Below are 24,808 nucleotides of genomic sequence, written 5' to 3'. Positions count from 1 at the left end.
GCTTCGGTGTTACCTGTATCTCATTGTGTGCATAAGCTACGTGGTCAGGTATCAATTACGCAACAGTCCGATACATCCTGTTTTGGGACGACCGTGCCGTCCGATCTTGAAAATGCCCCTGAAATGCGACGAAGCGACGGCCAACATGGCCCTGAGCTGCGACTGAGAGAGACCTGAGCGCTTACATTGGCACAACGCGCCGCTAATCTAGTAGCCATGCCGGAGCGTCCCACGACTGCGATCACCGTCGCCAAGCTCGTCGGGTGCTGCGTTCTGGCCAGCGTCGTCGTCGCGGCCCTGCTGTTCCCCCTGGTCGGCGGTATCGGGCTGGCATCGAATCGTGCCTCCGAAGTCGTCGGCAACGCGTCCGCCCAACTGCTCGAGGGGGAAGTCCCAGCGGTGACCACAATGGTCGACGCGAAAGGCAACACGATCGCTTGGCTGTATTCGCAACGGCGCTTCGAGGTACCCGGCGACAAGATCGCCAACACCATGAAGCTGGCGATCGTTTCGATCGAAGATAAGCGGTTTGCCGAGCACAACGGCGTGGACTGGAAAGGCACCCTGACCGGGCTGGCCGGCTACGCATCGGGCGACGCTGATACCCGCGGCGGCTCCACGATCGAGCAGCAGTATGTAAAGAACTATCAGCTGCTGGTAATCGCGCAGACCGACGCCGAAAAACGCGCGGCAGTCGAGACCACGCCAGCGCGCAAACTTCGCGAGATTCGGATGGCGCTCACTCTTGACAAGACGTTCGCTAAACCGGATATCCTGACCCGCTACCTGAACCTGGTGTCCTTCGGTAACAACGCTTTTGGCGTGCAGGACGCCGCGCAGACCTACTTCGGTGTCAACGCGTCCGACCTGGACTGGCAGCAAGCGGCGCTGCTGGCCGGCCTCGTCCAGTCGACCAGCGCGCTGAATCCCTACACCAATCCGGACGGCGCGCTGGCCCGCCGAAACCTGGTGCTGGACACCATGATCGAGAACCTGCCCAATGAGGCCGACGCGCTGCGGGCCGCTAAGGCTGAGCCGTTGGGAATCTTGCCGCAGCCCAAGGAGTTACCGCGTGGCTGCATCGCAGCCGGCGATCGGGCGTTCTTCTGCGACTACGTGCAGGCCTACCTGGCCCGTGCCGGCATCAACAAGGAGCAGCTGGCACGGGGTGGCTACTTGATCCGCACCACTTTGGACCCCGACGTACAGGAGCCGGTCAAGCACGCGATCGATACCTACGCCAGCCCCACCCTCGAAGGCATTGCCAGCGTGATGAGCGTGATCAAGCCGGGCAAGAACTCGCACAAGGTGGTGGCCATGGCCAGCAACCGCACGTACGGGTTGAACAGCGCGGCCGGCGAGACCATGCGGGCGCAGCCGTTTTCGCTGGTTGGCGACGGCGCCGGATCCATCTTCAAGATCTTCACCACCGCCGCGGCGATGCAGATGGGTATGGGTATCAACACCCAACTCGAGGTGCCGGCCAGATTCCAGACCAAGGGCATGGGAAGCGGCGGCGCCAAGGGTTGCCCCAAGGAAACCTGGTGCGTGATCAACGCCGGCAACTATCGCGGATCGATGAATGTGACCGATGCGCTGGCCACCTCGCCCAACACCGCATTCGCCCGGCTGATCCAGTTGGTGGGGGTGCCGCGCGCGGTCGATATGGCGATCAAGCTCGGCCTGCGGTCCTACGCCGATCCCGGCAGCTCCCGCGACTACGATCCCGACAGCAACGAAAGCTTGGCCGACTTCATCAAGCGGCAGAACATAGGCTCGTTCACGCTGGGACCGTTCGAGCTGAACGCGCTGGAACTGTCGAACGTCGCGGCGACACTGGCCTCTGGAGGCACGTGGTGCCCACCGAATCCGATCGACAAACTGATCGACCGTAACGGCAACCCAGTCGCGGTCACCACCGAGGCCTGCGACCAGGCAGTACCGGAAGGGTTGGCCAACACGCTGGCCAATGCGATGAGCAAGGACGCGCAGGGCGGCGGCACCGCGTCGGGGTCCGCCGCGGCGGCGGGATGGAATCTGCCGGTGTCCGGCAAGACCGGCACCACGGAGGCCCACCGGTCGTCAGGCTTCGTCGGCTTCACCAACCGGTACGCGGCGGCCAACTATATCTACGACGACTCGACTTCGCCGTCCGATCTGTGTTCGTCACCGCTGCGACGCTGCGGCGATGGCAACCTCTATGGCGGTAACGAGCCGGCCCGTACCTGGTTCACCGCGATGAAGCCCATCGCCACGATCTATGGCGACGTGCACCTGCCCCCCACCGACCGGGAGTACGTCGAAGGCGGGCCCGGTTCTCATGTCCCGAGTGTGGCGGGTCTGGACGTCAACGAGGCGCGGCAGCGCTTGAAGGAAGCCGGCTTCCAGGTCGCCGAACAGCCCGCCTCGATAAACAGCAGTGCGAAATACGGCGAGGTGGTCGGAACCACACCCAACGGCCAGACGATCCCCGGCGCGGTGGTGACCATCCAAACCAGTAACGGCGTCCCGCCGGCTCCGCCCCCGCCGCCGGAAGGCGGTCCGGTGCCGGTGGGCTCGCAAGTCATCGAGATTCCGGGGCTGCCACCGATCACGATCCCGATCCTGGGGCCGCCGCCGGCTGCGCCGCCGCCGCCATAGGCGGCCTCCTGGTGTGTGTTCAGATGCCAACCGTCGACGGCAGTAGGCTGAAACCTATGCCTTCTGCTATTTCTGCTCTGAAAAGCACCGGCGCTATTGCGCTCGGATCGGCTGTCGCCGGTATCGGCTACGCCTCGATCATCGAACGCACTGCGTTCGCCCTGCGAGAGCTGACGTTGCCCGTGCTGACGCCGGGTTCCGCGCCGCTGCGGGTCTTGCACATCAGCGACATCCACATGCGTCCCGGCCAACGCCGCAAGCAGGCGTGGCTACGCGAACTCGTCAGCTTAGAGCCCGACCTGGTCGTTAACACCGGGGACAACCTGGCGCATCCCAAGGCGGTGCCTTCGGTCATTCAGAGCCTCAGCGACCTGCTTTCGGTGCCAGGCATTTTCGTCTTCGGCAGCAACGACTATTTCGGACCACGCCCGAAGCCCCCACTGAACTATTTGACGAACCCGGGTCGCCGCGTGCAGGGGCAGCCGCTGCCCTGGCAGGACTTGCGGGCGGCATTCACTGAGCGCGGCTGGCATGATCTCACCCACAACCGTCGCGAATTCGAAGTGTCAGGACTGCACGTCGCGGCCGCAGGCGTTGACGACCCGCACATCGCACGGGATCGCTACGAGGCGATCGCGGGTCCGGCCAGCCCGGCTGCCAACCTGCGGCTGGGGCTGACCCATTCGCCAGAGCCCCGCGTGCTGGACCGCTTCGCCGCGGACGGGTACCAACTGGTGATGGCCGGGCACACCCATGGCGGACAGGTGTGCTTGCCCTTCTACGGAGCCCTGGTCACCAACTCGGGTCTAGACCGCTCCCGCGCCAAGGGTCCGTCGAAGTGGGGCGCCACCATGCGCCTGCACGTCTCCGCCGGGATCGGCACGTCGCCATTTGCGCCGGTGCGGTTCTGCTGCAGGCCCGAAGCCACCCTGTTGACATTGATTGCGGCGCCGATCGGTGGGCGCGATTCGCGTAGCGACCGGGCCCGGTCGCAGCCAACGTATTCAGCACATTGAGTCCAGCGATCCGGGTCGCCGTTCACTATCCCAAAAATACCTCGGCCGGCGGCAACGTCTCCGAGCCCGCCGCACCCTTGACTGAGTTCGAACGCTCGAGCTGATTCCAGGTCTGGTCAACCTCGCTGGCCGGAGCGGTAACCAGCAGCCACAGCACACCAAGGGCCAGAAGTCCGCCGAACACCACGGCACCCAAGACCGTCATGATTCTCTCGCTTCCCTTGCACCCGACGAGCGCCAATTAGTTTATTTAAGGTCACCGACATCCGGTTTATTCCACGCCGACGTATGTGCACAGGCCTACACAGGGCTCGATGCGACGTGCACAGCAACGACCATTGGGAATCCCGGGCAGCAGGCCGCCGCGATACGCTTTGGCGAATCGCGGGGTTGGTGCGATACGCTGTCGTAGCTTCAAGCGGGGTGTGGCGCAGCTTGGTAGCGCGCTTCGTTCGGGACGAAGAGGCCGTGGGTTCGAATCCCGCCACCCCGACTCGTACGTCAATGGCCATCTGAAACTGCCCACCGGTGGCCACGAGAACTGCCCGTTGGTGGCCAATAAGAACTGCCCGGTGGCGGACACGAATCTGCCCATGATGGGGTGTCAGCCACCGCTTGTTCGATAGTGGTTAGATCAACGCTTTGACCCCCTGTCCTTGGAGTGCCTGGGTGAGACGCACGGAGTCTCGGCTGGTTTGGCAGACGTGGGCGTGGTGCAGCAGCCGAAAGCGCGCGGGTTCGCCGATTCTTGGTGGTGGATATCGTGGAACATGCACGTGCTTAAGCGTTTTGCGGTCCAGTGTGGTGCGAGTTCGCGTAGCTGGCAGCGGGGTTGCGTGCCCGAGCTGTGTTATCGAGGTGCGGTCGAGCGGCGTTCAGGGTGGGCGGCCTGGATGTAGGTCGTGGCGGTCTTGGCGCTGATGCCGAACACGTGCATGAGGTGGACCGGGTCGGCGGTGTGGGAGGCCTCGTCGAGAATGCGGTCGCGGCGCAGCTGCGACGGGGCGAGCCCAAGCCGCTCGAAGATAGTGTCCGTGACTTGGTGGGACACGGGATCCGTTGGCACACAGGCGCATCCGACGAACTCCGAGTGGATCGTGCCGTTCACCCCGGGACAGCTGTGCGCAGTCCCTAGCCCGCGGTCGAGATGGTCACCCGGCTCGGCCCGACCACCGCCACCAACGAGCTGGCGGGCATGCTCAACGGCCCCGAACCCCTACGCGGACGGCGAGATCAGTGTCGCTGACACCGCCGAACGGCTCGGCGTCAGCACCGGCGTGGTCTACGACTGGATCAACACCGGCAAGCTCACCGCCCGCCGCGGCACCGGCAACCTGCTTTGCATCCCCTGGAACGAGCACATCGAGTCCGAATGCCGTTGCCGCATCACCGAATCCGGCCACCTCAACCCATCGGCCCGACACACCAGCTCCCGCACTCGGGCCTAAACGCCCACGATGTCAGCGTCGGCTGGCATCATAATGGGCAACCACCTCCACCAGCCCCACAAAGGAATCCGATCCCTACATGCGACTGCAGGGTGGCGGGTTCGGCGTCGCCGGCGCTGCCCGCGGTGACTTTGGTGGCGGTGATGATCTCGGCGTCGGGGTCGATCGCGATGTGGCCCTTGTATCCGTCGAAACCCCGCGCGGAGGTCTTGTGGCCGTGGCGGGCATCGGGGTCCGCGGTGGAGATCACCCGATCGGCGGCGACCCGGCGCGCGATGCGGAACATCCCGTCGCCGGCGTCTTGGCCGAGGTCCTGGCCGGCCACGGTGGCCAACAGCTTGGCCGCCTTGTCCAACCCCGACTCCAGCGTCTGCTCATCCAGGCAGGCCAGCAGCGCGTACGCGTCGCGGGCCAGCGCGTCCACCAGCTCCTCGCGCGCCTCCGCATCGTCGTAGTCACACACCGGTTTTCCCGCCCGCGCGTAATCGTCGTCGCGGGACAGCCGCGCGCGCAGCCCGGCCTGCAGCTCCGCGCCGGCCACCGCCAACAGCCCCCGGATCGCCGAGCGGATCAGCGTGACCGTGTCCATCGTGGCCACCGCGTCATACAGCGGGGTCGAATCCAGCACCCGCTTGCGTCCGACCAGCCCGCCTGCCGCATACTTCCACCGCGCGTCGAACGCGAACCGCTGCACCGCCTCCCGATCCGAGAGGCCCTCGATGCGATGCAGCACGCCGTAAATCGAGTCCGGCGCCACCCGGCCCTCGCAGAAGTCCACCGTCGTCCGCCACAAATCCGCCTGCTTCGGCGTCAAACCCAAACTCACCCAACCATTCTCACTGACCACAGCCGATTTCCGGGTCAACGGCGCGCGAAAAACACCAGCCACCTAGAGCCGATTGCCGGCTAAAGCCGGTCTTTAACCGCCGCAGATAGCCGTGCCCCGTCGGCCTTGCCGGCGGCCAGCGCGGTCGCGGCCTTCATCACCAATCCCATCTGCTTCATGCTGGGCCGGTCGCCCAATTGCTCGGCTACCTGCGCGATAGCGGTATCGGCCACGTCGGCGACCTCGGCTTCAGTGAGCGGTGTCGGCAGATACTCGTCGATGACACGAGCTTCGGCGTGCTCGTTGGCCGCCAGTTCTCCGCGTCCGTTTTGCGTGTAGATCTCGGCTGCTTCGCTGCGTTTCCTGGACTCCTTGGCCAGCACCTTGAGCACCTCGTCGTCGGAGAGCTCCCGTGCCGCCTTGCCGGAGACCTCCTCGGTCTGAATCGCGGCCAGCAGCATGCGCAGTGTCGCGGTACGCAGCTTGTCCCGCGCCTTCATCGCATCGGTCAAATCTGTCCGAAGCCGGGATTTGAGTTCCGCCATGGCGCAGACGCTACTCGCCACACCGCCAAGCAAGCCTGACCGTGCGGCATCGCACGACGTTGAGAAATGCTCCGGCGCTCGACAGTATGGAGCCATGACCCGCGCCGGCGACCATACAGCTGGAAGCGATGGGGTCGAGCGGCGCTGCTTGGCCAACAACGACCGCGGTTCTCCCTGGTGAGCGCGCCGCCACCCGATTACCCCGATTACCCGGACTATCCCTCGTTCGGCTATGGTCCCCCCGCGTACCCGCCGATGGGCTATTCGGGGTATCGGCCGGCTGGCTACGGCCCGCCCGCCAACTATCCACCGCCGCCCGGTTACGCTTCCTACCCTCCGTCGCCCTATCCGCCTACGCCGGGCTATGCGGCGCCGCCCGGCTACGGCAGCACACCACCGAACCGTTTTCCAACGATCCCGTCCGGGATAATCCCGTTGCGGCCGTTGAGCCTCAACGACATTTTCAATGGCGCCGCCGCCTATATCCGGACCAACCTGAAGGCTACTTTGGGGCTGGCTGCGATCGTCGTGGTCGGTACGCAGATCATCACGTTGATCGGCGCCGTCGGCCCCCTGGCTGCTGCCAACCGGCTACGGACCGCCCCGCCCGACGACCTGACCGAGGGCGACATCGCGGCCTGGATGATGTCAGCTGGGCTGGCCGGCGTGGTTGGCTGGCTGGCCGGCGTTGTGCTCAGCGGCATGCTCACGGTCGTTGTGGGCCGGGCGGTTTTCGGCTCAACAATCGGCCCGGCCGAAACGTGGGTCAAGATTCGTGCGCGGCTGCCCGCCTTGATTGGCCTGGTGGCGGTGGAGTCGGTTGGGCTGGTGTTGCTGGTCGGCCTGGTGGGCCTGATCATCGGGGCGGTCGGCGCCGCCGGCAACGCGGCGGCGGCCGTTGTCATCGGTTTGCCCCTGCTGCTGGTGTCTATAGCGACGGTGGTCTTCTTCTACACCACCCTGTCGTTCGCGCCGGTGTTGATAGTGCTGGAGCGGCTACCGGTGATCGACGCGATCACGCGGTCATTTAAGTTGGTCCGCAACAGCTTTTGGCGAGTGCTGGGCATCCGGGTGCTGACTTGGGTGGTGGTGGTGTTGATCGCCAATGCGCTCGCGGCGCCGTTCAATTTCGTCGGTGCCCTGCTGGTGGGATCCAGTGGATCGTCGCTGCTCGGCGCGACGGTGGGCGCCGTCGGATCGGCGATCGGGCGGATTATCACCGCTCCATTCAGCGCAGGCGTCGTCGTCTTGCTCTACACCGACCGCCGGATCCGGGCCGAGGCATTCGATCTGGTCCTGCAGTCCGGCGCCGGCCGGCCTGCGCAGTCTCGGCCGGCGGCTTCTACCGACTATCTGTGGCTGACTCGGCCGGTATAGCGACGAGCCGAAGTTGCCCGCCATTGACATCGACCGCGATGCCGCGCACCAGGCCGCCCAACGCGAACTCGACAAACCGATCTATCCCAACGGATCGCTGGCGCAGCGGGTGCATGAATGGATTCACCAGCTGCTCTTCCGCCTCATCGAAAACGGCTCTGCGGTGCCGGGCGGATGGTTCACCGTCAGCGTGCTGTTTACCTTGCTGATCGTCGCGATGGTAATCGCCGTCCGCGTCGCGCGACGCACCATGCGCGCTCATGGCGGCGGCGACCATCAGCTGCTCGATGCCGGCCAGCTCAGCGCCGACCAGCATCGTGGTGTCGCGGAACAGTTTGCCGCCGAAGGTAATTGGTCGGCAGCGATTCGACACCGGCTGCGTGCAGTGGCCCGCGATCTGGAGGAGGCCGGAATCCTGGACCCAGCGCCGGGCCGCACCGCCAACGAGCTGGCCTGTGACGCCGGTGCCCGCATGCCTCATCTTGTAGTCGAATTATCCCACGCGGCAAACGTATTCAATGACGTCGCCTATGGCGAACGCCCGGGGACACCGGCTGCCTACCAGATGATTGTCGAGCTTGACGACCACCTGCGATCCCGGTCTACGGCCGGTCGCCAAGGGCTGGGTGTGTCCGCCCCGGTCGACGCATGGGCGCCGGTGCGATGACTGCCGTCCTACGCCAACGGCGGTCATGGCGGTGGCCGCTATTTGCGCTGGCCGCGGTCTGCGTGTTCGCAGCGGTCGGCGCCTATCTGACGGGGCCCCGTCCCGGCGGGCGGATGGACCCGGCCTCGACCGGACCCAGCGGCGCTCACGCATTGGTCACGCTGCTGCGGGACCGCGGGGTCACCATTGTGGTCGCCGCCAACATTGCCGATGTAGAAACCGCCGCACGCCCGGGAACATTGCTGCTGTTCGCCCAGACCCAGCGCGTCACCAGCGATGCGCTGCTGCAGCGGCTGGCCGCTACGCCCGGCGATCTGCTGCTGGTCGAGCCGACCTCCCATGCCCGCGCCGCGCTTGCCCCCGGTGTCCGCAGCAGTGCCGCCAGCGTGCGCAGCACCGAGCCGAATTGTGCGCTACGCGAAGCTAACCGGGCCGAGTCGGTAGATTTCGGCCCGTCCAACATTTTTCAAGCTGCCCCTGACCAGACGGTTACCAGCTGCTACGGCGGAGCGCTGGTCCGCTACCGTGATTTCGACCGCACGGTGACAGTGGTCGGAAGCACCGATTTTATGACGAACGGAGGGCTGCTGCGGGCCGGTAATGCCGCGTTGGCAATGAATCTCGCCGGCCAGCATTCCCGGCTGGTGTGGTACGCCCCGCAGCGGGTCGAAGGCGAATCTTCGAGTTCGACAACGATCTTCGGGCTGATCCCCGATAACGTCATCTGGATGGTTGCGCAACTCTGGCTGGCGGTGCTGCTGTTTGCGTTGTGGAAGGGCCGTCGACTCGGTCCGCTGGTCGCAGAGGAGCTTCCTGTGGTAGTGCGCGCGTCGGAGACGGTCGAGGGCCGCGGCCGGCTATACCGGTCGCGGCGGGCCCGCGATCGCGCAGCCCAAGCATTGCGCGCCGCGACTCTGCAGCGACTACTACCCCGGCTCGGCCTGAGCGGTAAGGCGTCCGCGCCTGCAGTGGTGGCAGCCGCCGCGAAACGCAGCGGATTTCATGCAGAGTCGTTGCGCCATAATCTGTTTGGCCCGTCACCGGCTTCCGATGCCGACTTGGTACAGCTTGCCCGCGCACTCGACGACATCGAAAGGCAGGTCACACAACGATGACCCAATCGCGCGCCACCTCCGCCCAGCCGCCGCTGGCGGAATCGGCGCGTCAGGCCCTGCTGGCGTTGCGCGGCGAGATCGGCAAAGCTGTTGTCGGGCAGGATGCCGTGATCACCGGGCTGGTGATCGCACTGCTATGCCGCGGACACGTGTTGCTCGAAGGTGTGCCCGGCGTGGCGAAGACACTACTGGTTCGTTCGCTGGCCGCAGCCCTCCAGCTGGAATTCAAGCGTGTCCAGTTCACCCCGGACTTGATGCCTGGCGACGTCACCGGATCGCTGGTCTTCGACGCTCGCACCGCTGCCTTCGTGTTCCGAAGCGGCCCGGTTTTCACCAATCTGATGCTGGCCGATGAAATCAACCGCACGCCACCGAAGACCCAGGCGGCCTTACTGGAGGCGATGGAAGAGCGTCAGGTAAGTGTGGACGGCGAACCGCGGGCGCTGCCCGACCCGTTCATCGTCGCCGCGACGCAAAACCCGGTCGAATACGAAGGCACATATCAGTTGCCGGAGGCGCAGCTGGACCGGTTCCTGCTCAAACTGACTGTGCCAGTGCCACCGCGCGGTGACGAGATTGCCATTCTCGGTCGCCACGCACATGGCTTTGATCCGCATGACCTGTCGGCGATCCGTCCCGTGGCCGGACCGACCGAGCTGGCAGCGGGCCGCGATGCCGTGAGCCAGGTGCGCGTGGCCCAGGAGGTGCTGGGTTACATCGTCGACATCGCCGGCGCCACCCGGTATTCGCCTGCGCTCCAGTTGGGTGTGTCGCCGCGCGGCGCAACCGCATTACTGGCCACAGCGCGGTCGTGGTCGTGGCTCTGCGGGCGTAACTACGTCACACCTGATGACGTGAAGGCCATGGCCCGGCCGACCCTGCGCCACCGGGTGATGCTTCGGCCGGAGGCGGAGCTGGAGGGCGCCACACCCGATGGCGTACTCGACGGGATTTTGGCCTCGGTCCCGGTGCCACGCTAGTGATCCTGACGGGGCGCACCGGGCTGATTGCACTCATCTGCAGTCTGCCCGTGGTGCTATCAGCTTGGCCGGCAACATCTTTTGTGATACTGCTCGCGGCGCTGGCCGTCGCGGTCATCGCTGACATCGGCATGGCGTCAAGCCCATTCCAATTGCGGTACACCCGGCTGCCCAACGGCGCGGTGCGGCTCGGCGAAGCGGTGAATGCCGGGCTGCTGATCCACAATGCTGGCCGGCGGCGGTTTCGCGGGCAGTTTCGGGACGCCTGGGCGCCTAGCGCCCGGGCTGACCCGGCTATTCACGCCATCGACATCGCCGCCGGCCGGATGCAGCGGATAGACACCTGCTTGCGGCCGATCCGCCGCGGTGATCAGCGGTCGGCGGTGGTCACTGCACGGTCAGTCGGCCCGCTGGGCATGGCGGGCCGACAGAGGTCACATCCGCTGCCCGGCCAAATCCGCGTACTGCCAATGTTCTTGTCGCGCCAGCATCTACCGGCGCGCCTGGCCAAACTCCGAGAAATCGACGGCCTGTCGCCAACCCTGACGCGGGGAAAGGGCACCGAATTTGACTCGCTGCGAGAGTATGTCGTCGGTGACGACGTCCGCTCAATCGACTGGCGCGCCACCGCTCGTCGAGCCGACGTCGTGGTGCGTACCTGGCGACCTGAACGTGACCGCCGGGTCGTCATCGTGCTCGACACCGGGCGCACGGCTGCCGGCCGGGTCGGTATCGATCCCACGGCCACCGATCCAAGTGGTTGGCCCCGACTGGACTGGTCGATGGACGCCGCTCTGCTGCTGGCGGCGCTCGCGTCGCGAGCCGGTGATCATGTCGACTTCCTCGCGCACGACCGCGTGATCCGCGCCGGCGTATTCGGCGCATCGCGAACCGAACTACTGGCCCGACTGGTCGACGCGATGGCTCCGCTGCATGCTGCGTTGATTGAATCTGACGCGACCGCGATGGTTTCCACTATCGTCCGCCGAACCAGACGGCGCTCGCTAGTCGTGCTGCTGACAGACCTCAACGCGACCGCTCTCGAGGAAGGGCTGTTGCCGGTGCTGCCCCAGCTCTCGGCCAGGCACCGGGTGATCCTTGCCGCCGTCGCCGACCCGCGGGTCGACCACCTTGCCGCAGGGCGGGCGGATGCGGCCGCGGTCTATGACGCCGCAGCCGCCGAATATTCCCGAAACGACCGGTATGCCATCGCCTCTCGGCTTCGGCACAGCGCAGTAGAGGTGATCGACGCGGTTCCCGGCGAGCTCGCGCCGGCGCTGGCCGACTGTTACCTGGCTATGAAAGCCGCCGGGCGGCTATGACTGTCGCCGAATGTGTCGTTGACACCTGTTTTTTCGCAGATTGCGTGACGCAACCCCACGTTCGCCGCGAGTCAACGGGTGGGAACGACGTCTGGCGCGTCGGCGATGTCGCCGGTCTCGCGGGCCCGAACCGCACGCCGACCGAAGTACACGATGTACGTCAAAAACCCCGCCTCGGCGAGGATTCCGATGCCGATCCGCAACGCTGTGGGCAGCGTCGACGGGGTGACCAACGACTCGATGATGCCCGAGATGAGCAGCACCACGACCAACCCCGCCGCGACCGCGACGACGGCACGACCCTGCTCAGCGAGCACCTGGCCGCGTGGGCGATCACCCGGTGCTATCACCGACCACCCCAGCCGCATGCCAGCGGCGCCCGCCAAGAACACCGCCGTCAGCTCCAGCAGGCCATGCGGAATCAACAGCCCGAGCATGACGCCACCCTTGCCGGCCGCAAGCATCAGCCCTGCTACGAGTCCGAGGTTGGCGGCGTTGGCGAACAACACAAATGGAATCGGCGCACCCAGCACGACGGAGAACGCGATGCACTTGGCGGCTACCCAGGAATTGTTGAGCCAGACTTGCAGCCCGAACGCGGCGGCGGAGTGCTCGCGGTAGTACGAGGCGAAGTCGTGGTTGACCAATTCATCGATCTCGCTTGGTGTTCCGATCACAGATTGGACTTCGGGGCTGTCGATTGCCCACACCGCGACGGCCGCGGCGACGGCGAAGAACACCACCGCCGTCGCCAGCCACCATCGCCAGGCGCGGTAAGCCACCACCGGAAACGACACGGTCCAGAACCGGGTGAATTCCCTGGACAACGGAGCGTGAGCACCGGTGATGGCGGCGCGGCCACGCGCCACCATACTCGACAGGCTGCCGACCAGGGCTGAATCCGACGACACCGAGCGCAGCATCGAGAGGTGCGTCGACACCCGCTGGTAGAGCTCGACGAGTTCGTCGATCTCCGCACCGGTCAAGTGCCGGCGGTTCTTCACCAAATTTTCGAGCCGGTCCCACGTGTCGCGGTGAGCGACTACGAACGCGTCGACATCCACCACTGAAGATGCTAGCCGGACGACGACGCAGGCCTGAAAGGCCTGAGATGGGGGCACCTGCCGCTTGCGGGGGAGGGTCCGGCAATCAGGCCTAGCCGAGTAGCGTTTGCCGTATGCCGCACATGGTGACCGGAGACGCCGTGGTGCTCGACGTTCCGATAGCTCAACTCCCGGTGCGGGCGGTCGGAGCGGCGATCGACATCGCCGTCATCGTCATCGGCTATCTGGTGGCGCTGATGTTGTGGGCGGCCACGCTGAGTCAATTCGACGACTCCCTGACCGCAGCGATCATGATCATTTTCACGGTGCTGGTGTTCGTCGGATATCCCGTCGTCTTCGAAACCGCAACGCGGGGCCGGTCGGTGGGCAAGCTGGTGATGGGGCTGCGGGTGGTGTCGCAGGACGGCGGCCCGGAGCGCTTCCGCCAGGCGCTGTTTCGCGCACTGGCATCGGTCGTCGAGATCTGGATGCTGTTGGGCAGCCCGGCGGTGATCTGCAGCATGCTCTCGCCGAGAGCCAAACGGATCGGTGATGTCTTCGCGGGGACCGTGGTGATTAGCGAACGCGGCCCGAAGCTGCACCCGCTGCCGTTGATGCCGGCGCCGTTGATCTGGTGGGCTGCGGCGCTGCAGCTGTCCGGGCTGAGCCCTGAACGAGCCGAGGTTGCGCGCCAATTCCTCGCCCGCGCACCGCAACTCGATCCGCAGCTGCGCGACCAGATGGCTTACCGGATCGCCGGTGACGTGCTGAGCCAAATCGCCCCTGCGCCGCCGCCCGGAACGCCGCCGCAATTCGCCTTGGCCGCGGTGCTGGCCGAACGACACCGTCGCGAACTCGCGCGGTTACGGCCCAACACGGCGTATGGATGGCCGCGCCGCTAGAAATTGGGGCGACTACTGCGCGACTGTGACGGCAAGGAGGGTGACGTCGGCAACCAACAGCGCCAACGCTAGCAGCGGGACCACGACGCCCCGCCGGCGCTGTGCGGTGAAAAACGAAACGACGACCGTCACCGCGGCCACGAACGGGGCGCCGTAGAACAACACGCCGAAGCTGATCCCGTTGGGCCCGAGGTTGGGGCATTGCTTGTCGCTGCATGCGGCGGTGCTCATCACCGCGCCCAACGCAAATACCATGACCGCGCCGGCGCCCACCACCCCCAGCAGCGCCAGCGCCCAATTCATCCAGAACCGCAGACGATTGCTGCCACCAGTTGCGCGGGCTGTGGCTGACTGTTCGCCTAAGTCCCGGTCTCGACCGGCGCCGATCGTCCCATCGCGGTTTTCTTCGTTCGTCACTGGATGTGCTACCCGGCTCAGTGAAGCCACAAACCCCTGGTCACCCGGCTGACAAGAAGCGCGCCGTTGCATCACGATAGTTTTCGATATATCGTCGTCGTATCGGTAGCGCATCGGGCGCTGCCTTTCCAGAAACGAGCCAACATTATGGATACCCCATTCCCCCACGCAGATGCGCCGTTCCCGGGCGGCCCCGGCGACCCCGGATTCCAGGGCTTCGGCTTCGACCCACAGGCGCGGCGCGCGCTGCACGAACAGCGCAGGCAGGCTCGTCGGGAGCTCCGCGGCTTTGTCCGCGGTCACGACGCCGGCCACCACGGGCCGTTCGGCCCAGGCTTCGGCCCCGGTTTCGGCCCCGGCGCCGGCCGGGGTTTCGGTCCGGGCTTCGGGTTCGGCCCTGGACGGCGCGGCGGACCCGGTCGGCGCGGTCGACGTGGCGACGTTCGCGCCGCGATCCTGGTGCTGCTGGCCGAGCGGCCCATGCACGGCTACGAGATGATCCAAGAGATCGCCGAGCGAAGCCAGGACCTGTGGCGCCCCAGCCCCGGCTCGGTCTACCCGACTCTGCAACTGCTGGTCGACGAGGGCCTGATTGTCGGCAAGGAAACCGAAGGCAGCAAAAAGCTTTTCGAGTTGACCGACGCCGGCCGGACCGCTGCCGAGAAAGTCGAGACACCACCATGGGAGGAGATCGCCGACGGCGTCGACCCGTCGCATCTGAACCTGCGCGCCGCCGTCGGGCAATTGTTCGGCGCCGTAGCACAATCCGCTCACGCCGCCAGCGCTGAGCAGCAGCAGCGCATCCTCGAGGTCGTCAACAACGCGCGTCGCGAGATCTACACGATCCTCGGCGAAGACGACTGACCGGCGCCCCGCGAGCGTGCGTGAAATGCCGTTCGACACCGGCGTGTCGTGGACAAACACGCACGCTCGCGGAAAAGGCGGAGGTCAGGACACGTCGACCCAGCCCAGCGTCCGCTGCACGGCTTTGCGCCAACCCGCATAGCCGGCGGCGCGCTCGTCATCGCTCCAGGCCGGCGTCCAACGCGTGCCCTCCTGCCAATTCGTTCGCAGCTCACTCGGGTCGGCCCAGAAGCCGACCGCCAGCCCGGCCGCGTACGCCGCGCCCAACGCGGTGGTCTCCGCGACCACCGGGCGCACCACGTCGACGCCTAATACGTCGGCCTGGATTTGCATGCACAAGTCATTGGCGGTGACCCCGCCGTCGACCTTCAGCACCTCAAGGCGCACACCGGAATCGGCGTGCATGGCATCGACCACATCGCGGCTCTGGTAACAGATCGCCTCCAACGTCGCGCGGGCCAAATGCGCGTTGGTGTTGTAGCGCGACAGCCCGACGATCGCGCCACGCGCATCAGAGCGCCAATACGGTGCGAACAACCCGGAAAACGCCGGAACGAAGTACACTCCGCCGTTGTCGTCGACCTGGCGCGCCAGCGCCTCGCTCTGCGCCGCGCCACTGATGATGCCCAGCTGGTCGCGCAGCCACTGCACGGCCGAGCCGGTCACTGCGATCGAACCTTCAAGAGCGTAAACGGGTTTGGCGTCGCCGAACTGATAGCACACCGTCGTCAGCAGACCGTTACGGGACCGGACGATCTGCTCACCGGTGTTCAGCAGCAGAAAGTTTCCGGTGCCGTAGGTGTTCTTGGCCTCGCCCGGCGCTAGGCACACCTGACCGACCATCGCCGCATGCTGGTCGCCAAGGATTCCGGTGATCGGCACCTCACCGCCGAGCGGTCCGGTCTCCAACGTCACGCCGTAGGGCTGGCGCGGCGAGGACGCGGCGATCGACGGCAGCATCACGCGCGGGATGCCGAAAAAGGACAGCAGTTCGTCGTCCCAGTCCAGAGTCTCCAAATCCATCAGCATGGTCCGGCTGGCGTTGGTGACGTCGGTGACATGGACCCCGCCGCGAGGACCGCCGGTCAGATTCCACAGCAGCCAGGTGTCCGGGGTGCCGAAAACGGCATCGCCACTCTCGGCGGCCTCGCGGACACCGTCGACGTGCTCCAGCACCCATTGCAGCTTGCCGCCGGAGAAGTATGTTGCCGGCTGCAGACCGGTTTTATGGCGGATCACGTCGCCGCGGCCGTCGCGGTCCAGCGCCGAGGCGATGCGATCGGTACGGGTGTCCTGCCAGACGATCGCATTGCAGTACGGCCGGCCAGTATGCCGGTTCCACACCAGCGTGGTCTCCCGCTGATTCGTGATGCCCAGCGCGGCGATATCTTTGGCCGACAGATTCGTCGCATTGAGCGCCGACATCAGGACCGAGGTGGTGCGCTCCCAGATCTCGACCGGATTGTGCTCGACCCAGCCGGCGCGCGGCAAAATCTGCTCATGCTCGAGCTGATGGCGCCCCGCCTCAGCGCCGTCGTGGTCGAAGATGATGCAGCGGGTGCTGGTGGTGCCCTGGTCGATGGAGGCGACGAACTCAGCGGACTCGGCCATGTGCCTTCTTCCAGCTCAGGCCGCGAAGGGGTCGCGGCGACCGGCCACAGCAGATAAATGAGGCTGGGTCCGACCAAAAATCGCTCGACGAGTACCTTCGCCGTGTCATGAAACGGACTGCCGCGATGCGTCGCCTAAACGTGGACATTGACGTCGACGGTCTCGCTCACGCGTGATAGCCAGGCTGGTCCAGGGCCGCCCAAACTGCATCCTTATCGTCAAGGTCGAGGCGCGGTCGTAGGTCGGCGGTCTCCCAGCGGATGTCCACGTGCGGTCGAGGCTTGGCCGCCAGTGCTTGCGCGAGCAGTTCGGAGACGAGCTGCCCCAACCGTTTTTTCCTCCTCGCGCTGGCGCCGCTTCAATGCACGCAAGACGTCGGCGTCGAGATCGATCTTGTCCCCACACCAGATGCTATCTGAGTCAGCATCTGATGTGTGCGGGGTATGACGCGGTTGCGCAGGAGAAAGCAAACCGGTTGCATCAGCACTGTGGGCGATGAGGTCAAGCGGACCACCTACCGGCGCGTACACCGACAGGAGTACCGGCGCAAGGTGCAGTTGTGCCTGGACGTCTTCGAAACCATGCTGGGGCAGGCCAGCTTCGAATGCGGATGCCGACTTACCGGGATGGAAATCGAATGCAACCTGGTCGACGACGACTATCAGCCGGCGATGTCGAATCAGGACGTGCTGACCGCCATCGCCGATCCGGCTTACCAGACCGAATTAGGCGCCTACAACATCGAATTCAATGTGCCGCCCCGGGCGCTGGCAGGCGCAACCGGACTGGAATTGGAAGCCGAGGTGCGGGCCAGTTTGAACGCCGCCGAGACCAAGGCCAACGCCGGCGGCACCCACATCGTCATGATCGGGATCCTGCCGACGCTGATGCCCGAGCACCTCACCGGCGGATGGATGAGTCAATCGAGCCGATATGCGGCCCTCAACGACTCGATCTTCAACGCCCGCGGCGAAGACATCCAAATCGATATCAGCGGTCCGGAGCCGCTCAGTTTTAACTCGGCATCCATCGCCCCCGAATCCGGTTGCACCAGTATGCAATTGCACCTGCAGGTATCGCCTGCCGACTTCGCCGACAACTGGAACGCCGCACAGGTACTGGCCGGGCCGCAGCTGGCGCTGGGCGCAAACTCGCCGTACTTCTTCGGCCATCAGCTGTGGTCCGAAAGCCGCATCGAACTGTTCGCGCAATCCACCGATACCCGGCCTGATGAGCTCAAGGCCCAGGGTGTGCGGCCGCGGGTTTGGTTCGGTGAACGCTGGATCACCTCGATCTTCGACCTGTTCGAGGAGAACGTCCGTTACTTCCCGTCATTGCTGCCGGAGGTGTCCGACGAGGATCCGGTTGCCGAACTCGCCGCCGGACGCACGCCCCAGCTCTCGGAGTTACGTCTGCACAACGGCACGGTGTATCGGTGGAATCGGCCGGTGTATGACGTTGTCGACGGCCGGCCGCATCTGCGGGTGGAGAACCGTGTGCTGCCGGCTGGGCCAACGGTCATCGACATGCTGGCCAACGCGGCTTTCTACTACGGCACGTTGCGCACACTGTCCGAAGAGGACCGTCCGCTGTGGACCAGGATGAGTTTCGCTACAGCTCAACAGAATTTCCACGATGCTGCTCGACACGGCATGCAGGCACGCCTGTACTGGCCGGGGCTGGGCGAGGTGACGCCTGAGGAACTGGTGCTCGGCGAGCTGCTACCGATGGCGCACGACGGACTTCAGCGCTGGGGCGTCGCCGGCGAGGTGCGCGACCGGTTCCTCGGCGTGATCGAGGGCCGCGTCCGCACCGGACGCAACGGCGCCGTCTGGCAGGTCTCCACGGTGCGCGCGCTACAGATGAGCGGCTTGGCCCGACCAGCTGCGCTGGCGCAGATGCTGCGGCGGTACTGCGAGTACATGCATACCAATGAACCGGTGCACACCTGGGACATCGGCTGACGCGGGTACGTTGGAGCACATGCCAAATGAAGTAATGGACTGGGACAGCGCATATCGCGGGCAAGGCGAATTCGACGGTCCGCCGCCGTGGAACATCGGCGAGCCACAGCCGCAGCTGGCCGCGCTGATCGCCGCCGGCAAGTTCCGCAGCGATGTGCTCGACGCCGGATGCGGCTACGCCGAGTTGTCACTTGCGCTGGCCACCGATGGCTACACTGTGGTCGGCGTCGACCTGACACCCACGGCTGTCGCCGCGGCCAACCGGGCGGCGCGAGAGCGCGGACTGAACACAGCCAGTTTTGTACAGGCCGACATCACGCAGCTCGCCGGCTACGACGGCCGGTTCAATACGGTGGTGGACAGCACGTTGTTTCACTCGCTTTCTGTCGAGGACCGCGACGGGTACCTGCGCTCGGTGCACCGGGCGGCGGCTCCCGGTGCGAACTACTACGTGCTGGTGTTCGCCAACGGCGCGTTCCCCCCGGAAGCCGAACAGGGACCCAACACGGTCGACGAAGCCGAACTGCGCGACGCGGTCTCGAAGTACTGGCGGATAGACGACATCAAGCCGGCGTTCATCCATGCGAACATCCCTGCGGCCAACCCCGATGCGCCGTTCCAAATGCCGGAGTTCTCTCATGACCAGAAGGGTCGAGCCAAACTGCCGGCCTACCTGCTTTCCGCACACAAGAACGGCTGAATATCACACCGCCGCAGTCGCATCAGTGAGCGCCTCGGCGAAGGTCGTCAGGTCATCGATGGTGGTGTCCAGGTGCGGCGAAATCCGCAGCACCGGCGCCGTCAGCTCCAGCGGCGCCCGTTCCGTCCCCGCCGACGTCGTCAGAATGCGACGTTGCGTGATCAGCCACGCACGGATCTTTGCCGGGTCGGCGCCGTCGACGGGGGCCAGCGTGGTGATGGCACTCTGCTCGTCAACCGATTCGATCACCCGCCACCCCCGCAGGTCGGCGAGTACGGTCCGGCTGATGCGGCCCAGCTCGGCCAGACGTGTGCGCACCGCAGCCGGGCCGGATGCAACATGCTCCCCCAGCGCAACCGCAAACCCCACGCGGGCAGCAACATTGGCTTCGCCGAATTCGAGTCGCTGAGCCACCGAGAGCGACGACACGCAATGCGGTGGCGGCAGCCGCGGCCGGAGCTGCTCGATCAGGCTCGGCCGGATGGCAAGCACACCGACCCCGCGCGGACCGGCGACCCATTTGCGCGACGACGCATACGTCGCGTCGGCGCCCGCAGCACAATCCACCTGCCCAAGCGCCTGGGCGGCATCGACGACCAGCGGCACACCCAATTCCGTGCAGAGCCGGGCCATTTCGTGCAGCGGTTGCACCACTCCGCGATGGCTTGCCACCGCGGTCAGGTGGATCAAACCCGGTGGATCGGCGGCCAGGCCGGCGGCTGCCTCGTCGACCACGACCCGGCCTTCGCCGTCGGTCGGCAGCGGGCGGCGGGCGAAGCCGTGCGCGGCCATGACGGCCAGGTTGGGTCCGTATTCGCCGGGCAGGCAGGCCAGGGTCCGTCCGCCAGTCCAGCTGGCCAACAACAGGTCCAGCGCGTGCAATGACCCGGTGGTGAACACCACCTCGGCGTCGGGCATGCCGGTGAGCCCGGTGACCGTGGCGCGTCCGGCGTCGAGAACAGGTTTGGCCGCCTCCGCCGCGACGTATCCGCCGACCTCGGCCTCGCGCCGCGCGTGTGCGGCTGCGGCGTCGAGCACCGCGAAGCTCTGCCGCGAACACGCCGCGCTGTCCAGGTGCAGCCCGGTGGCCGGCGGTCGGGCCGCCCGCCAGGCGTCGGCCAAACTTCGAATCACTTGATGGCCAGCGACAACCCGAAATCGCCGGCGGCGTCGGTCCACCACCGGGTGCGCCGCAGTCCCGCCGCAGCCAGCTCGCCGGCCACCGCGTCGGCCCGGAACTTGCAGGACACTTCGGTGAGCATCTCTTCGTCGGCGGCGAATTCGACGGTCAACTCCAGCGCGGCGATGCGCACCCGCTGCGCACTCTCGGCCCGCAGCCACATCTCCATCCGCTCTTCTTCGCTGTTCCAGCGAGCCACGTGCCGGTAGGCGTCGACGTCGAAGTCGGCGTCGAGTTCCCGGTTGACGACGGCGAGGACATTGCGGTTGAACTGCGCTGTCACTCCGGCGGCGTCGTCATAGGCCCGGACGAGCCGGCCAGCGTCCTTGACCAGGTCGGTGCCCAGCAGCAGGCTGTCACCCGGCCGCATGACCGCGGCCAACGCCGCCAGGAACTTTGCGCGCGGCCCAGCGGTGAGGTTGCCGATCGTCGAGCCCAAGAACACGAACAGCCGTCGCCCGCCGCCGGGGATTTCCGACAGATGCTCTTCGAAATCACCGCAGACAGCGGCAATTTCGATGTCGGGATACTCGTGCTCGATGGCTCGCGCGGCTGCTGACAACATGCTCGCGTCGACGTCGAACGGCACGAACCTGCGCAGCGCAGCGCCGTCGTGCAGCGCTCGCAACAGCGTCCGGGTCTTCTCGGACGTGCCGCTGCCCAGCTCGACCAGGGTGTCCGCGCCGGTGACCGAGGCGATCTCGGCGGACCGGGCCCGCAGGATCTCCGCCTCGGCGCGGGTCGGGTAATACTCGGGCAGCCGAGTGATCTGGCCAAACAGGTCGCTGCCTACCGCGTCATAAAACCATTTGGGCGGCAATGATTTCGGAGCACTCCGAAGACCGTCGAGCACGTCACGGCGCAGCGCCTGATATGCGGAGTCCGCCGCCAGGTGGTTGCACAGCGATAGCGTCATCGAAGTCCCCTCATGTGTTCCAGTGCGGTCAATGTGACGCCGTCGGCGCCGACCTCGACGAGGTGGCGGTCCGGTACGTCTTCCCAGCCGGGCTGGTCGTCGTACGGCTCGCTGGCCAGCACCACCCCGTCGTCGCGACGCAAAATCGACAGGGTGTCGCCCCAGGTGGTGGCGAGAAGTCGAGAACCGTTGGCAGCTAGGATGTTCAGCCGCGCGTTCGGGTCAGCGGCGCCCACCCCTACGATCGTCTCAGCCAACGCATCGAGGCCGCGGTCGAAGATCAGCGCCGCGAGAATCGCGCTGTCACAGACCGATTCGGCGCCAAGATCGGATGACAGCACAGTGCGATCGACAATACCGTTGTGCGACAACAGCCACTGTCCATCAGTGAACGGCGCGGTCGCGCTGGCTTCGATCGGCATGCCGACCGTGGCTGACCGCACCGCCGCCACCACGCAGTGGCTGCGCAGCGCCGGCGCGATGGAACGAAACGAGACGTCGCCCCACAGCGGTGCCACGCTACGCCAGCGCCGCGGCGTCGCGCCGTCGAAAAAGCCGACGCCCCAACCATCGGCGTTCAACAGGCAGTACTTTTGCCGGCGCGGAGCGTAGGACTGCACCCGCAGGCCGTGCGGCGGGTCGAGCACCAACGAGGAGACCGAGACTTCTCGTCCCAGCCAGCCGAGGTGTCGACACATCAGGCATCCCAGGCCAGCCGGACGCCGGAAAAGATCTGCCGCCGATACGGGTGATCCCAGTTACGGAAGCTGGGCCGCAGGGTGGCCGACGCCACCGCCCATGACCCGCCGCGCAACACCCGGTAGTCGCCGCCGAAGAACGGCTGGGAGTAACGCTGATAAATCATCGGGGTAAAGCCCGGCCACGGTTGCAACGTCGAGCTGGTCCACTCCCAGACGTCGCCGAGCATCTGCTCGACTCCATAGGCCGACGCGCCCGCCGGGTAGGCGCCGACCGGCGCCGGGCGCAGCGCCTCGCCGCCGAGGTTGGCGTAGGTTGCCGACGGCTCCGCGGCGCCCCATGGATAGCGGCGCCGGACAGTGGTTTCCGGATCCCACGCGCACGCCTTCTCCCATTCGGTTTCGGTGGGCAGCCGGGCGCCGGCCCACGCGGCATAGGCCTGGGCCTCGAAATAGCTGACGTGTTGGACCGGCTCGTCGGCGGGAATGTCCTCGACACGGCCGAACCGGGTACGTGTCTGCCCGTCGGGGGCCCAGAACTGTGGAGCGGTCAGGCCGGCACTTTGGCGGTGCCGCCAACCGCGTGCCGACCACCACCGCGGTTGGCCGTAGCCGCCGTCGTCGACGAACTGCCGCCATTCGGCGTTGGTGACCGGAACCCGCCCGATGCGAAATGCCGGGACATCGACGACGTGCGCCGGGCGTTCGTTGTCCAGCGAGAACGGTTCAGCTATTCCGTCGACACCCCGGACGAACGGACCGCCCGGCACCGCCACCGACGTCCCGGCGAGCCTCGGCCGGCCCCGCGGCAGCCGGGAGGTGTCCGGCAGCAGCGGCGGACCGCTGCGCAGATTCAGCGCCTGCAGCATCGTTTCGTCGTGCTGGTTCTCGTGGCTGACCACCATCGCGAACGGGAAGCTGCGGCCCGGCTCGTCGGGCAGCGCATCGAGAGCATCCAGCGCGCCCGATCGCACGGTCCGGCAGTACGTCCGGGCCTGGTCTGGAGACAGCAGCGGCAGGTCGACGCGACTTGCGCGCGAATGCACGAATGCGTCGTAGAGGTTTTCAACGGCGCGGGGCAATATTCCGGGCCGATCCGGGTCACCACCGCGCAACAGCCAAAGCTCTTCCTGCTGACCGATGTGCGCCAGGTCCCACACCAACGGACTCATCAGTGGGTCGTACCGGCGGCAAAGTTCGGCGTCGTCGAAATCGACCAGCCGCAGCGTCCTGTCCCGCGCTCGGCTCAGATCTCGCGCCAGGGCTTCGCTTGACGTCACGACTCCCCCAGCGCCAGCCGGGCGACCGCGACATCGATACCGTTGTCGATCACCTGGTCGGAAAATTCGTCGGCGGGACAGCGGCCCCGTTCGACCGCCGCGACCAGATGCTGCATTGCCTGGGTGAGCCCGGGCGGGACGCGTTCGGCAGCGACGGCCATGAGCCGGTTGGCCGCGTCGTACAGCCGCCGGTCGCCGAGCCCGGTCCGGGCAGCGACATCCCAAGCGGTGGCGACGGGTTCGACGGCGTCAGCAGCGATACGGGCGGCCAGCGGGTCGTCGAGCAGCGTCACCAGCGTGAAGACCACCGCCGGCCAAATGGCGTTGGGGACGCTGTCCAGGTAGCGGATTTCCAGCCACTGGCGTGGACGCACCGGCGGGAACAGCGTGGTGAGGTGGTACTCCAGGTCGTAGGCGGTAGGCCGGCGACCGCCGAGCAGCTCATGGCCGTCAGCCCAATCCGCGAAGGGCAGGTAGTGCAACACCGGCACCGCAGCGTCTCTGGTTGGGCTGTGCACCAGCATCACCGGCGCCTTCAACGCGTAGCGCGCCCAGTCGGTGCCGGGATCGTCGCCGCTGGCGGTCAAAATCGGGCCGCATCGCGCCGCGTCGAGCTGGCTCCACACCCGCTGGCGGGTGGATCGCCAGCCGGAGAAGTTGCCGCTGAGCAGCGGCGAATTGGCGGTGATCGCGACCAGGGTGGGCCCAAGCGCGTGGGCCAGCCGGACCCGGTCGGCCCAGCCGCTCGCGGGCCCGGCATCCAGGTTCACCTGAACCGAGGCCGTCGAAGTCATCATCGCCGAGCCGGCCGCCAAGGTGTGGCTGGCCTTGAAGAACTGTTCCATCGCGTGGTAGCGCGCACCCGGATTGATGCGCTGAGCCGGCCGCAGCGGATCCGCGCCCAGCAACACCAGTGCCAGACCCGCGCCGGCGAACGCTGTTCGCAGCACGGCCTGGTCGGTGATCATCGCCTCGATCGCCGCGCACGCGCCCTGCAGCGGCGGGCCCGACAACTCGACAGCGCCACCGGGTTCGACGGTGACGACGCTGCCGCCCGGCATCGCCGGAAGAGATGCCAGGACGTCGCTGATTTCACTCCAGCTCGGTCTGCGGTGCGGGTTGGCCGGGTCGAAGCAATGCGCCTCAATCTCCAGGCCGACCCGCCCTACCGCACCGTCGGACAGGCAGCAGTCGGTGATGTGCTGCGCGGCGGCCGAAGAATCGGCCAGCCCGCCTGCGGGGCTTGCGGGATCCTGCTCCGACGCGACGGCAAACGCCATATTCCCGATCCCTTCGG

22 protein-coding genes, 1 tRNA gene and 5 pseudogenes are annotated in these 24,808 nt (G+C 66.3%); 13 read left to right on the top strand and 15 right to left on the bottom strand.

Going from position 1 to position 24,808, the window contains the following annotated elements; genetic code table 11:
• The first annotated feature begins 216 nt into the window (after positions 1-216).
• Entirely contained in the window at positions 217-2,640 is a 2,424-nt protein-coding gene (ponA2, locus tag M5I08_RS01295; RefSeq protein WP_219066975.1) for a transglycosylase/D,D-transpeptidase PonA2, read from the top strand.
• A 56-nt stretch (positions 2,641-2,696) separates the two neighbouring features.
• Complete coding sequence (locus M5I08_RS01290) at positions 2,697-3,656, top strand: metallophosphoesterase (protein WP_219066974.1); 960 nt, start codon at positions 2,697-2,699, stop codon at positions 3,654-3,656.
• Between the two features lie 25 nt (positions 3,657-3,681).
• On the opposite strand, the gene M5I08_RS01285 is transcribed toward M5I08_RS01290, so the two are convergent.
• Positions 3,682-3,861: a hypothetical protein gene (locus M5I08_RS01285; protein WP_219066973.1), complete on the bottom strand. Its 180-nt coding sequence runs from the start codon at positions 3,859-3,861 to the stop codon at positions 3,682-3,684.
• A gap of 214 nt (positions 3,862-4,075) precedes the next feature.
• Between M5I08_RS01285 and M5I08_RS01280 the strand changes: the two genes are divergently transcribed.
• Positions 4,076-4,149: transfer RNA gene (locus M5I08_RS01280), tRNA-Pro, on the top strand.
• Between the two features lie 136 nt (positions 4,150-4,285).
• Here M5I08_RS01280 and M5I08_RS27220 read toward each other — a convergent pair.
• Positions 4,286-4,381: pseudogene (locus M5I08_RS27220) on the bottom strand (ATP-binding protein); the annotation flags it as partial.
• Between the two features lie 125 nt (positions 4,382-4,506).
• A complete protein-coding gene (locus M5I08_RS01270) occupies positions 4,507-4,707 on the bottom strand; it encodes a hypothetical protein (protein WP_249763024.1) in 201 nt (66 codons plus the stop codon).
• On the opposite strand from M5I08_RS01270, the gene M5I08_RS01265 reads away from it, so the two are divergent.
• Entirely contained in the window at positions 4,691-5,104 is a 414-nt protein-coding gene (locus tag M5I08_RS01265) for a helix-turn-helix domain-containing protein (protein WP_249763023.1), read from the top strand. The genes M5I08_RS01270 and M5I08_RS01265 overlap by 17 nt on opposite strands.
• Positions 5,105-5,204: 100 nt before the next feature.
• On the opposite strand, the pseudogene M5I08_RS01260 reads toward M5I08_RS01265, so the two are convergent.
• Together M5I08_RS01260 and M5I08_RS01255 are read right to left on the bottom strand one after the other, a co-directional pair.
• Positions 5,205-5,837, bottom strand: a pseudogene (locus M5I08_RS01260) (transposase); the annotation flags it as partial.
• Between the two features lie 173 nt (positions 5,838-6,010).
• On the bottom strand, positions 6,011-6,475 hold the full coding sequence (locus M5I08_RS01255; protein WP_219066969.1) for a GatB/YqeY domain-containing protein: 465 nt from the start codon (positions 6,473-6,475) through the stop codon (positions 6,011-6,013).
• A gap of 177 nt (positions 6,476-6,652) precedes the next feature.
• Here M5I08_RS01255 and M5I08_RS01250 point away from each other — a divergent pair, with 177 nt between their 5' ends.
• From M5I08_RS01250 to M5I08_RS01230, 5 genes are read left to right on the top strand one after another with little or no spacing between them, the layout of a single operon-like run.
• Positions 6,653-7,852, top strand: coding sequence for a hypothetical protein (locus M5I08_RS01250; RefSeq protein WP_370328551.1), 1,200 nt, complete (start codon positions 6,653-6,655; stop codon positions 7,850-7,852).
• 13 nt (positions 7,853-7,865) lie between these two features.
• Positions 7,866-8,519, top strand: coding sequence for a DUF4129 domain-containing protein (locus M5I08_RS01245; RefSeq protein ID WP_219066968.1), 654 nt, complete (start codon positions 7,866-7,868; stop codon positions 8,517-8,519).
• A complete protein-coding gene (locus tag M5I08_RS01240) occupies positions 8,501-9,634 on the top strand; it encodes a DUF4350 domain-containing protein (RefSeq protein ID WP_219066967.1) in 1,134 nt (377 codons plus the stop codon). Before M5I08_RS01245 ends, M5I08_RS01240 begins: the two co-directional genes overlap by 19 nt.
• Entirely contained in the window at positions 9,631-10,614 is a 984-nt protein-coding gene (locus tag M5I08_RS01235; protein ID WP_219066966.1) for an AAA family ATPase, read from the top strand. The genes M5I08_RS01240 and M5I08_RS01235 overlap by 4 nt, the downstream gene beginning before the upstream one ends.
• Positions 10,614-11,936 (top strand): DUF58 domain-containing protein, encoded by a 1,323-nt coding sequence (locus tag M5I08_RS01230; RefSeq protein WP_219066965.1) that lies wholly within the window; start codon positions 10,614-10,616, stop codon positions 11,934-11,936. The genes M5I08_RS01235 and M5I08_RS01230 overlap by 1 nt, the downstream gene beginning before the upstream one ends.
• A gap of 71 nt (positions 11,937-12,007) precedes the next feature.
• On the opposite strand, the gene M5I08_RS01225 is transcribed toward M5I08_RS01230, so the two are convergent.
• On the bottom strand, positions 12,008-13,000 hold the full coding sequence (locus tag M5I08_RS01225; RefSeq protein ID WP_219066964.1) for a stage II sporulation protein M: 993 nt from the start codon (positions 12,998-13,000) through the stop codon (positions 12,008-12,010).
• Positions 13,001-13,113: 113 nt separating this feature from the next.
• On the opposite strand from M5I08_RS01225, the pseudogene M5I08_RS01220 reads away from it, so the two are divergent.
• Positions 13,114-13,851, top strand: a pseudogene (locus M5I08_RS01220) (RDD family protein); the annotation flags it as partial.
• Positions 13,852-13,893: 42 nt separating this feature from the next.
• Here M5I08_RS01220 and M5I08_RS01215 read toward each other — a convergent pair.
• Positions 13,894-14,184 carry a hypothetical protein gene (locus M5I08_RS01215; RefSeq protein ID WP_219066962.1) on the bottom strand — a complete coding sequence of 97 codons (291 nt, stop codon included), beginning with the start codon at positions 14,182-14,184 and terminating at the stop codon, positions 13,894-13,896.
• 261 nt (positions 14,185-14,445) lie between these two features.
• On the opposite strand from M5I08_RS01215, the gene M5I08_RS01210 reads away from it, so the two are divergent.
• Positions 14,446-15,162: a PadR family transcriptional regulator gene (locus M5I08_RS01210; RefSeq protein WP_219066961.1), complete on the top strand. Its 717-nt coding sequence runs from the start codon at positions 14,446-14,448 to the stop codon at positions 15,160-15,162.
• An 84-nt stretch (positions 15,163-15,246) separates the two neighbouring features.
• On the opposite strand, the gene glpK is transcribed toward M5I08_RS01210, so the two are convergent.
• The 3 genes and pseudogenes from glpK to M5I08_RS01195 form a co-directional block, all read right to left on the bottom strand.
• On the bottom strand, positions 15,247-16,773 hold the full coding sequence (glpK, locus tag M5I08_RS01205) for a glycerol kinase GlpK (RefSeq protein ID WP_219066960.1): 1,527 nt from the start codon (positions 16,771-16,773) through the stop codon (positions 15,247-15,249).
• A 35-nt stretch (positions 16,774-16,808) separates the two neighbouring features.
• Positions 16,809-16,943, bottom strand: a pseudogene (locus M5I08_RS01200) (type II toxin-antitoxin system VapC family toxin); the annotation flags it as partial.
• Positions 16,940-17,165, bottom strand: a pseudogene (locus tag M5I08_RS01195) (antitoxin). The pseudogenes M5I08_RS01200 and M5I08_RS01195, both read right to left, overlap by 4 nt.
• Before the next feature lie 96 nt (positions 17,166-17,261).
• Between M5I08_RS01195 and M5I08_RS01190 the strand changes: the two are divergent.
• Both M5I08_RS01190 and M5I08_RS01185 read left to right on the top strand, forming a co-directional pair.
• Positions 17,262-18,737 carry a glutamate-cysteine ligase family protein gene (locus M5I08_RS01190; protein WP_219066959.1) on the top strand — a complete coding sequence of 492 codons (1,476 nt, stop codon included), beginning with the start codon at positions 17,262-17,264 and terminating at the stop codon, positions 18,735-18,737.
• 19 nt (positions 18,738-18,756) lie between these two features.
• On the top strand, positions 18,757-19,437 hold the full coding sequence (locus tag M5I08_RS01185) for a class I SAM-dependent methyltransferase (protein WP_219066958.1): 681 nt from the start codon (positions 18,757-18,759) through the stop codon (positions 19,435-19,437).
• A 3-nt stretch (positions 19,438-19,440) separates the two neighbouring features.
• On the opposite strand, the gene egtE is transcribed toward M5I08_RS01185, so the two are convergent.
• From egtE to egtA, 5 genes are read right to left on the bottom strand one after another with little or no spacing between them, the layout of a single operon-like run.
• Positions 19,441-20,571, bottom strand: a complete 1,131-nt coding sequence (egtE, locus tag M5I08_RS01180; protein ID WP_219066957.1) for an ergothioneine biosynthesis PLP-dependent enzyme EgtE — start codon at positions 20,569-20,571, stop codon at positions 19,441-19,443.
• On the bottom strand, positions 20,568-21,533 hold the full coding sequence (gene egtD / locus M5I08_RS01175; protein ID WP_219066956.1) for an L-histidine N(alpha)-methyltransferase: 966 nt from the start codon (positions 21,531-21,533) through the stop codon (positions 20,568-20,570). Before egtD ends, egtE begins: the two co-directional genes overlap by 4 nt.
• Entirely contained in the window at positions 21,530-22,231 is a 702-nt protein-coding gene (egtC, locus tag M5I08_RS01170) for an ergothioneine biosynthesis protein EgtC (RefSeq protein ID WP_219066955.1), read from the bottom strand. The genes egtD and egtC overlap by 4 nt, the downstream gene beginning before the upstream one ends.
• On the bottom strand, positions 22,231-23,511 hold the full coding sequence (gene egtB, locus M5I08_RS01165; RefSeq protein ID WP_219066954.1) for an ergothioneine biosynthesis protein EgtB: 1,281 nt from the start codon (positions 23,509-23,511) through the stop codon (positions 22,231-22,233). The genes egtC and egtB overlap by 1 nt, the downstream gene beginning before the upstream one ends.
• Entirely contained in the window at positions 23,508-24,791 is a 1,284-nt protein-coding gene (egtA, locus tag M5I08_RS01160) for an ergothioneine biosynthesis glutamate--cysteine ligase EgtA (RefSeq protein ID WP_219066953.1), read from the bottom strand. Before egtA ends, egtB begins: the two co-directional genes overlap by 4 nt.
• Positions 24,792-24,808: the final 17 nt, after the last annotated feature.

The sequence above is a fragment of the Candidatus Mycobacterium methanotrophicum genome, assembly GCF_023515995.1.
GTDB classification, from domain to species: Bacteria; Actinomycetota; Actinomycetes; order Mycobacteriales; family Mycobacteriaceae; genus Mycobacterium; species Mycobacterium methanotrophicum.
The sequence above is the reverse complement of the archived record's forward strand: the minus strand, read 5'-3'. Positions and strand labels throughout refer to the sequence as shown.

Excerpts from the sequence above, each read along its gene's own strand:
- M5I08_RS01240 (WP_219066967.1), top strand. The coding sequence starts at position 8,501 with ATGGGCGCCGGTGCGATGACTGCCGTCCTACGCCAACGGCGGTCATGG.
- egtC (WP_219066955.1), bottom strand. The coding sequence starts at position 22,231 with ATGTGTCGACACCTCGGCTGGCTGGGACGAGAAGTCTCGGTCTCCTCG.
- M5I08_RS01210 (WP_219066961.1), top strand. The coding sequence starts at position 14,446 with ATGGATACCCCATTCCCCCACGCAGATGCGCCGTTCCCGGGCGGCCCC.
- M5I08_RS01290 (WP_219066974.1), top strand. The coding sequence starts at position 2,697 with ATGCCTTCTGCTATTTCTGCTCTGAAAAGCACCGGCGCTATTGCGCTC.
- egtD (WP_219066956.1), bottom strand. The coding sequence starts at position 21,533 with ATGACGCTATCGCTGTGCAACCACCTGGCGGCGGACTCCGCATATCAG.
- M5I08_RS01235 (WP_219066966.1), top strand. The coding sequence starts at position 9,631 with ATGACCCAATCGCGCGCCACCTCCGCCCAGCCGCCGCTGGCGGAATCG.
- M5I08_RS01285 (WP_219066973.1), bottom strand. The coding sequence starts at position 3,861 with ATGACGGTCTTGGGTGCCGTGGTGTTCGGCGGACTTCTGGCCCTTGGT.
- egtA (WP_219066953.1), bottom strand. The coding sequence starts at position 24,791 with ATGGCGTTTGCCGTCGCGTCGGAGCAGGATCCCGCAAGCCCCGCAGGC.
- M5I08_RS01255 (WP_219066969.1), bottom strand. The coding sequence starts at position 6,475 with ATGGCGGAACTCAAATCCCGGCTTCGGACAGATTTGACCGATGCGATG.
- M5I08_RS01215 (WP_219066962.1), bottom strand. The coding sequence starts at position 14,184 with ATGAATTGGGCGCTGGCGCTGCTGGGGGTGGTGGGCGCCGGCGCGGTC.
- M5I08_RS01185 (WP_219066958.1), top strand. The coding sequence starts at position 18,757 with ATGCCAAATGAAGTAATGGACTGGGACAGCGCATATCGCGGGCAAGGC.
- ponA2 (WP_219066975.1), top strand. The coding sequence starts at position 217 with ATGCCGGAGCGTCCCACGACTGCGATCACCGTCGCCAAGCTCGTCGGG.
- glpK (WP_219066960.1), bottom strand. The coding sequence starts at position 16,773 with ATGGCCGAGTCCGCTGAGTTCGTCGCCTCCATCGACCAGGGCACCACC.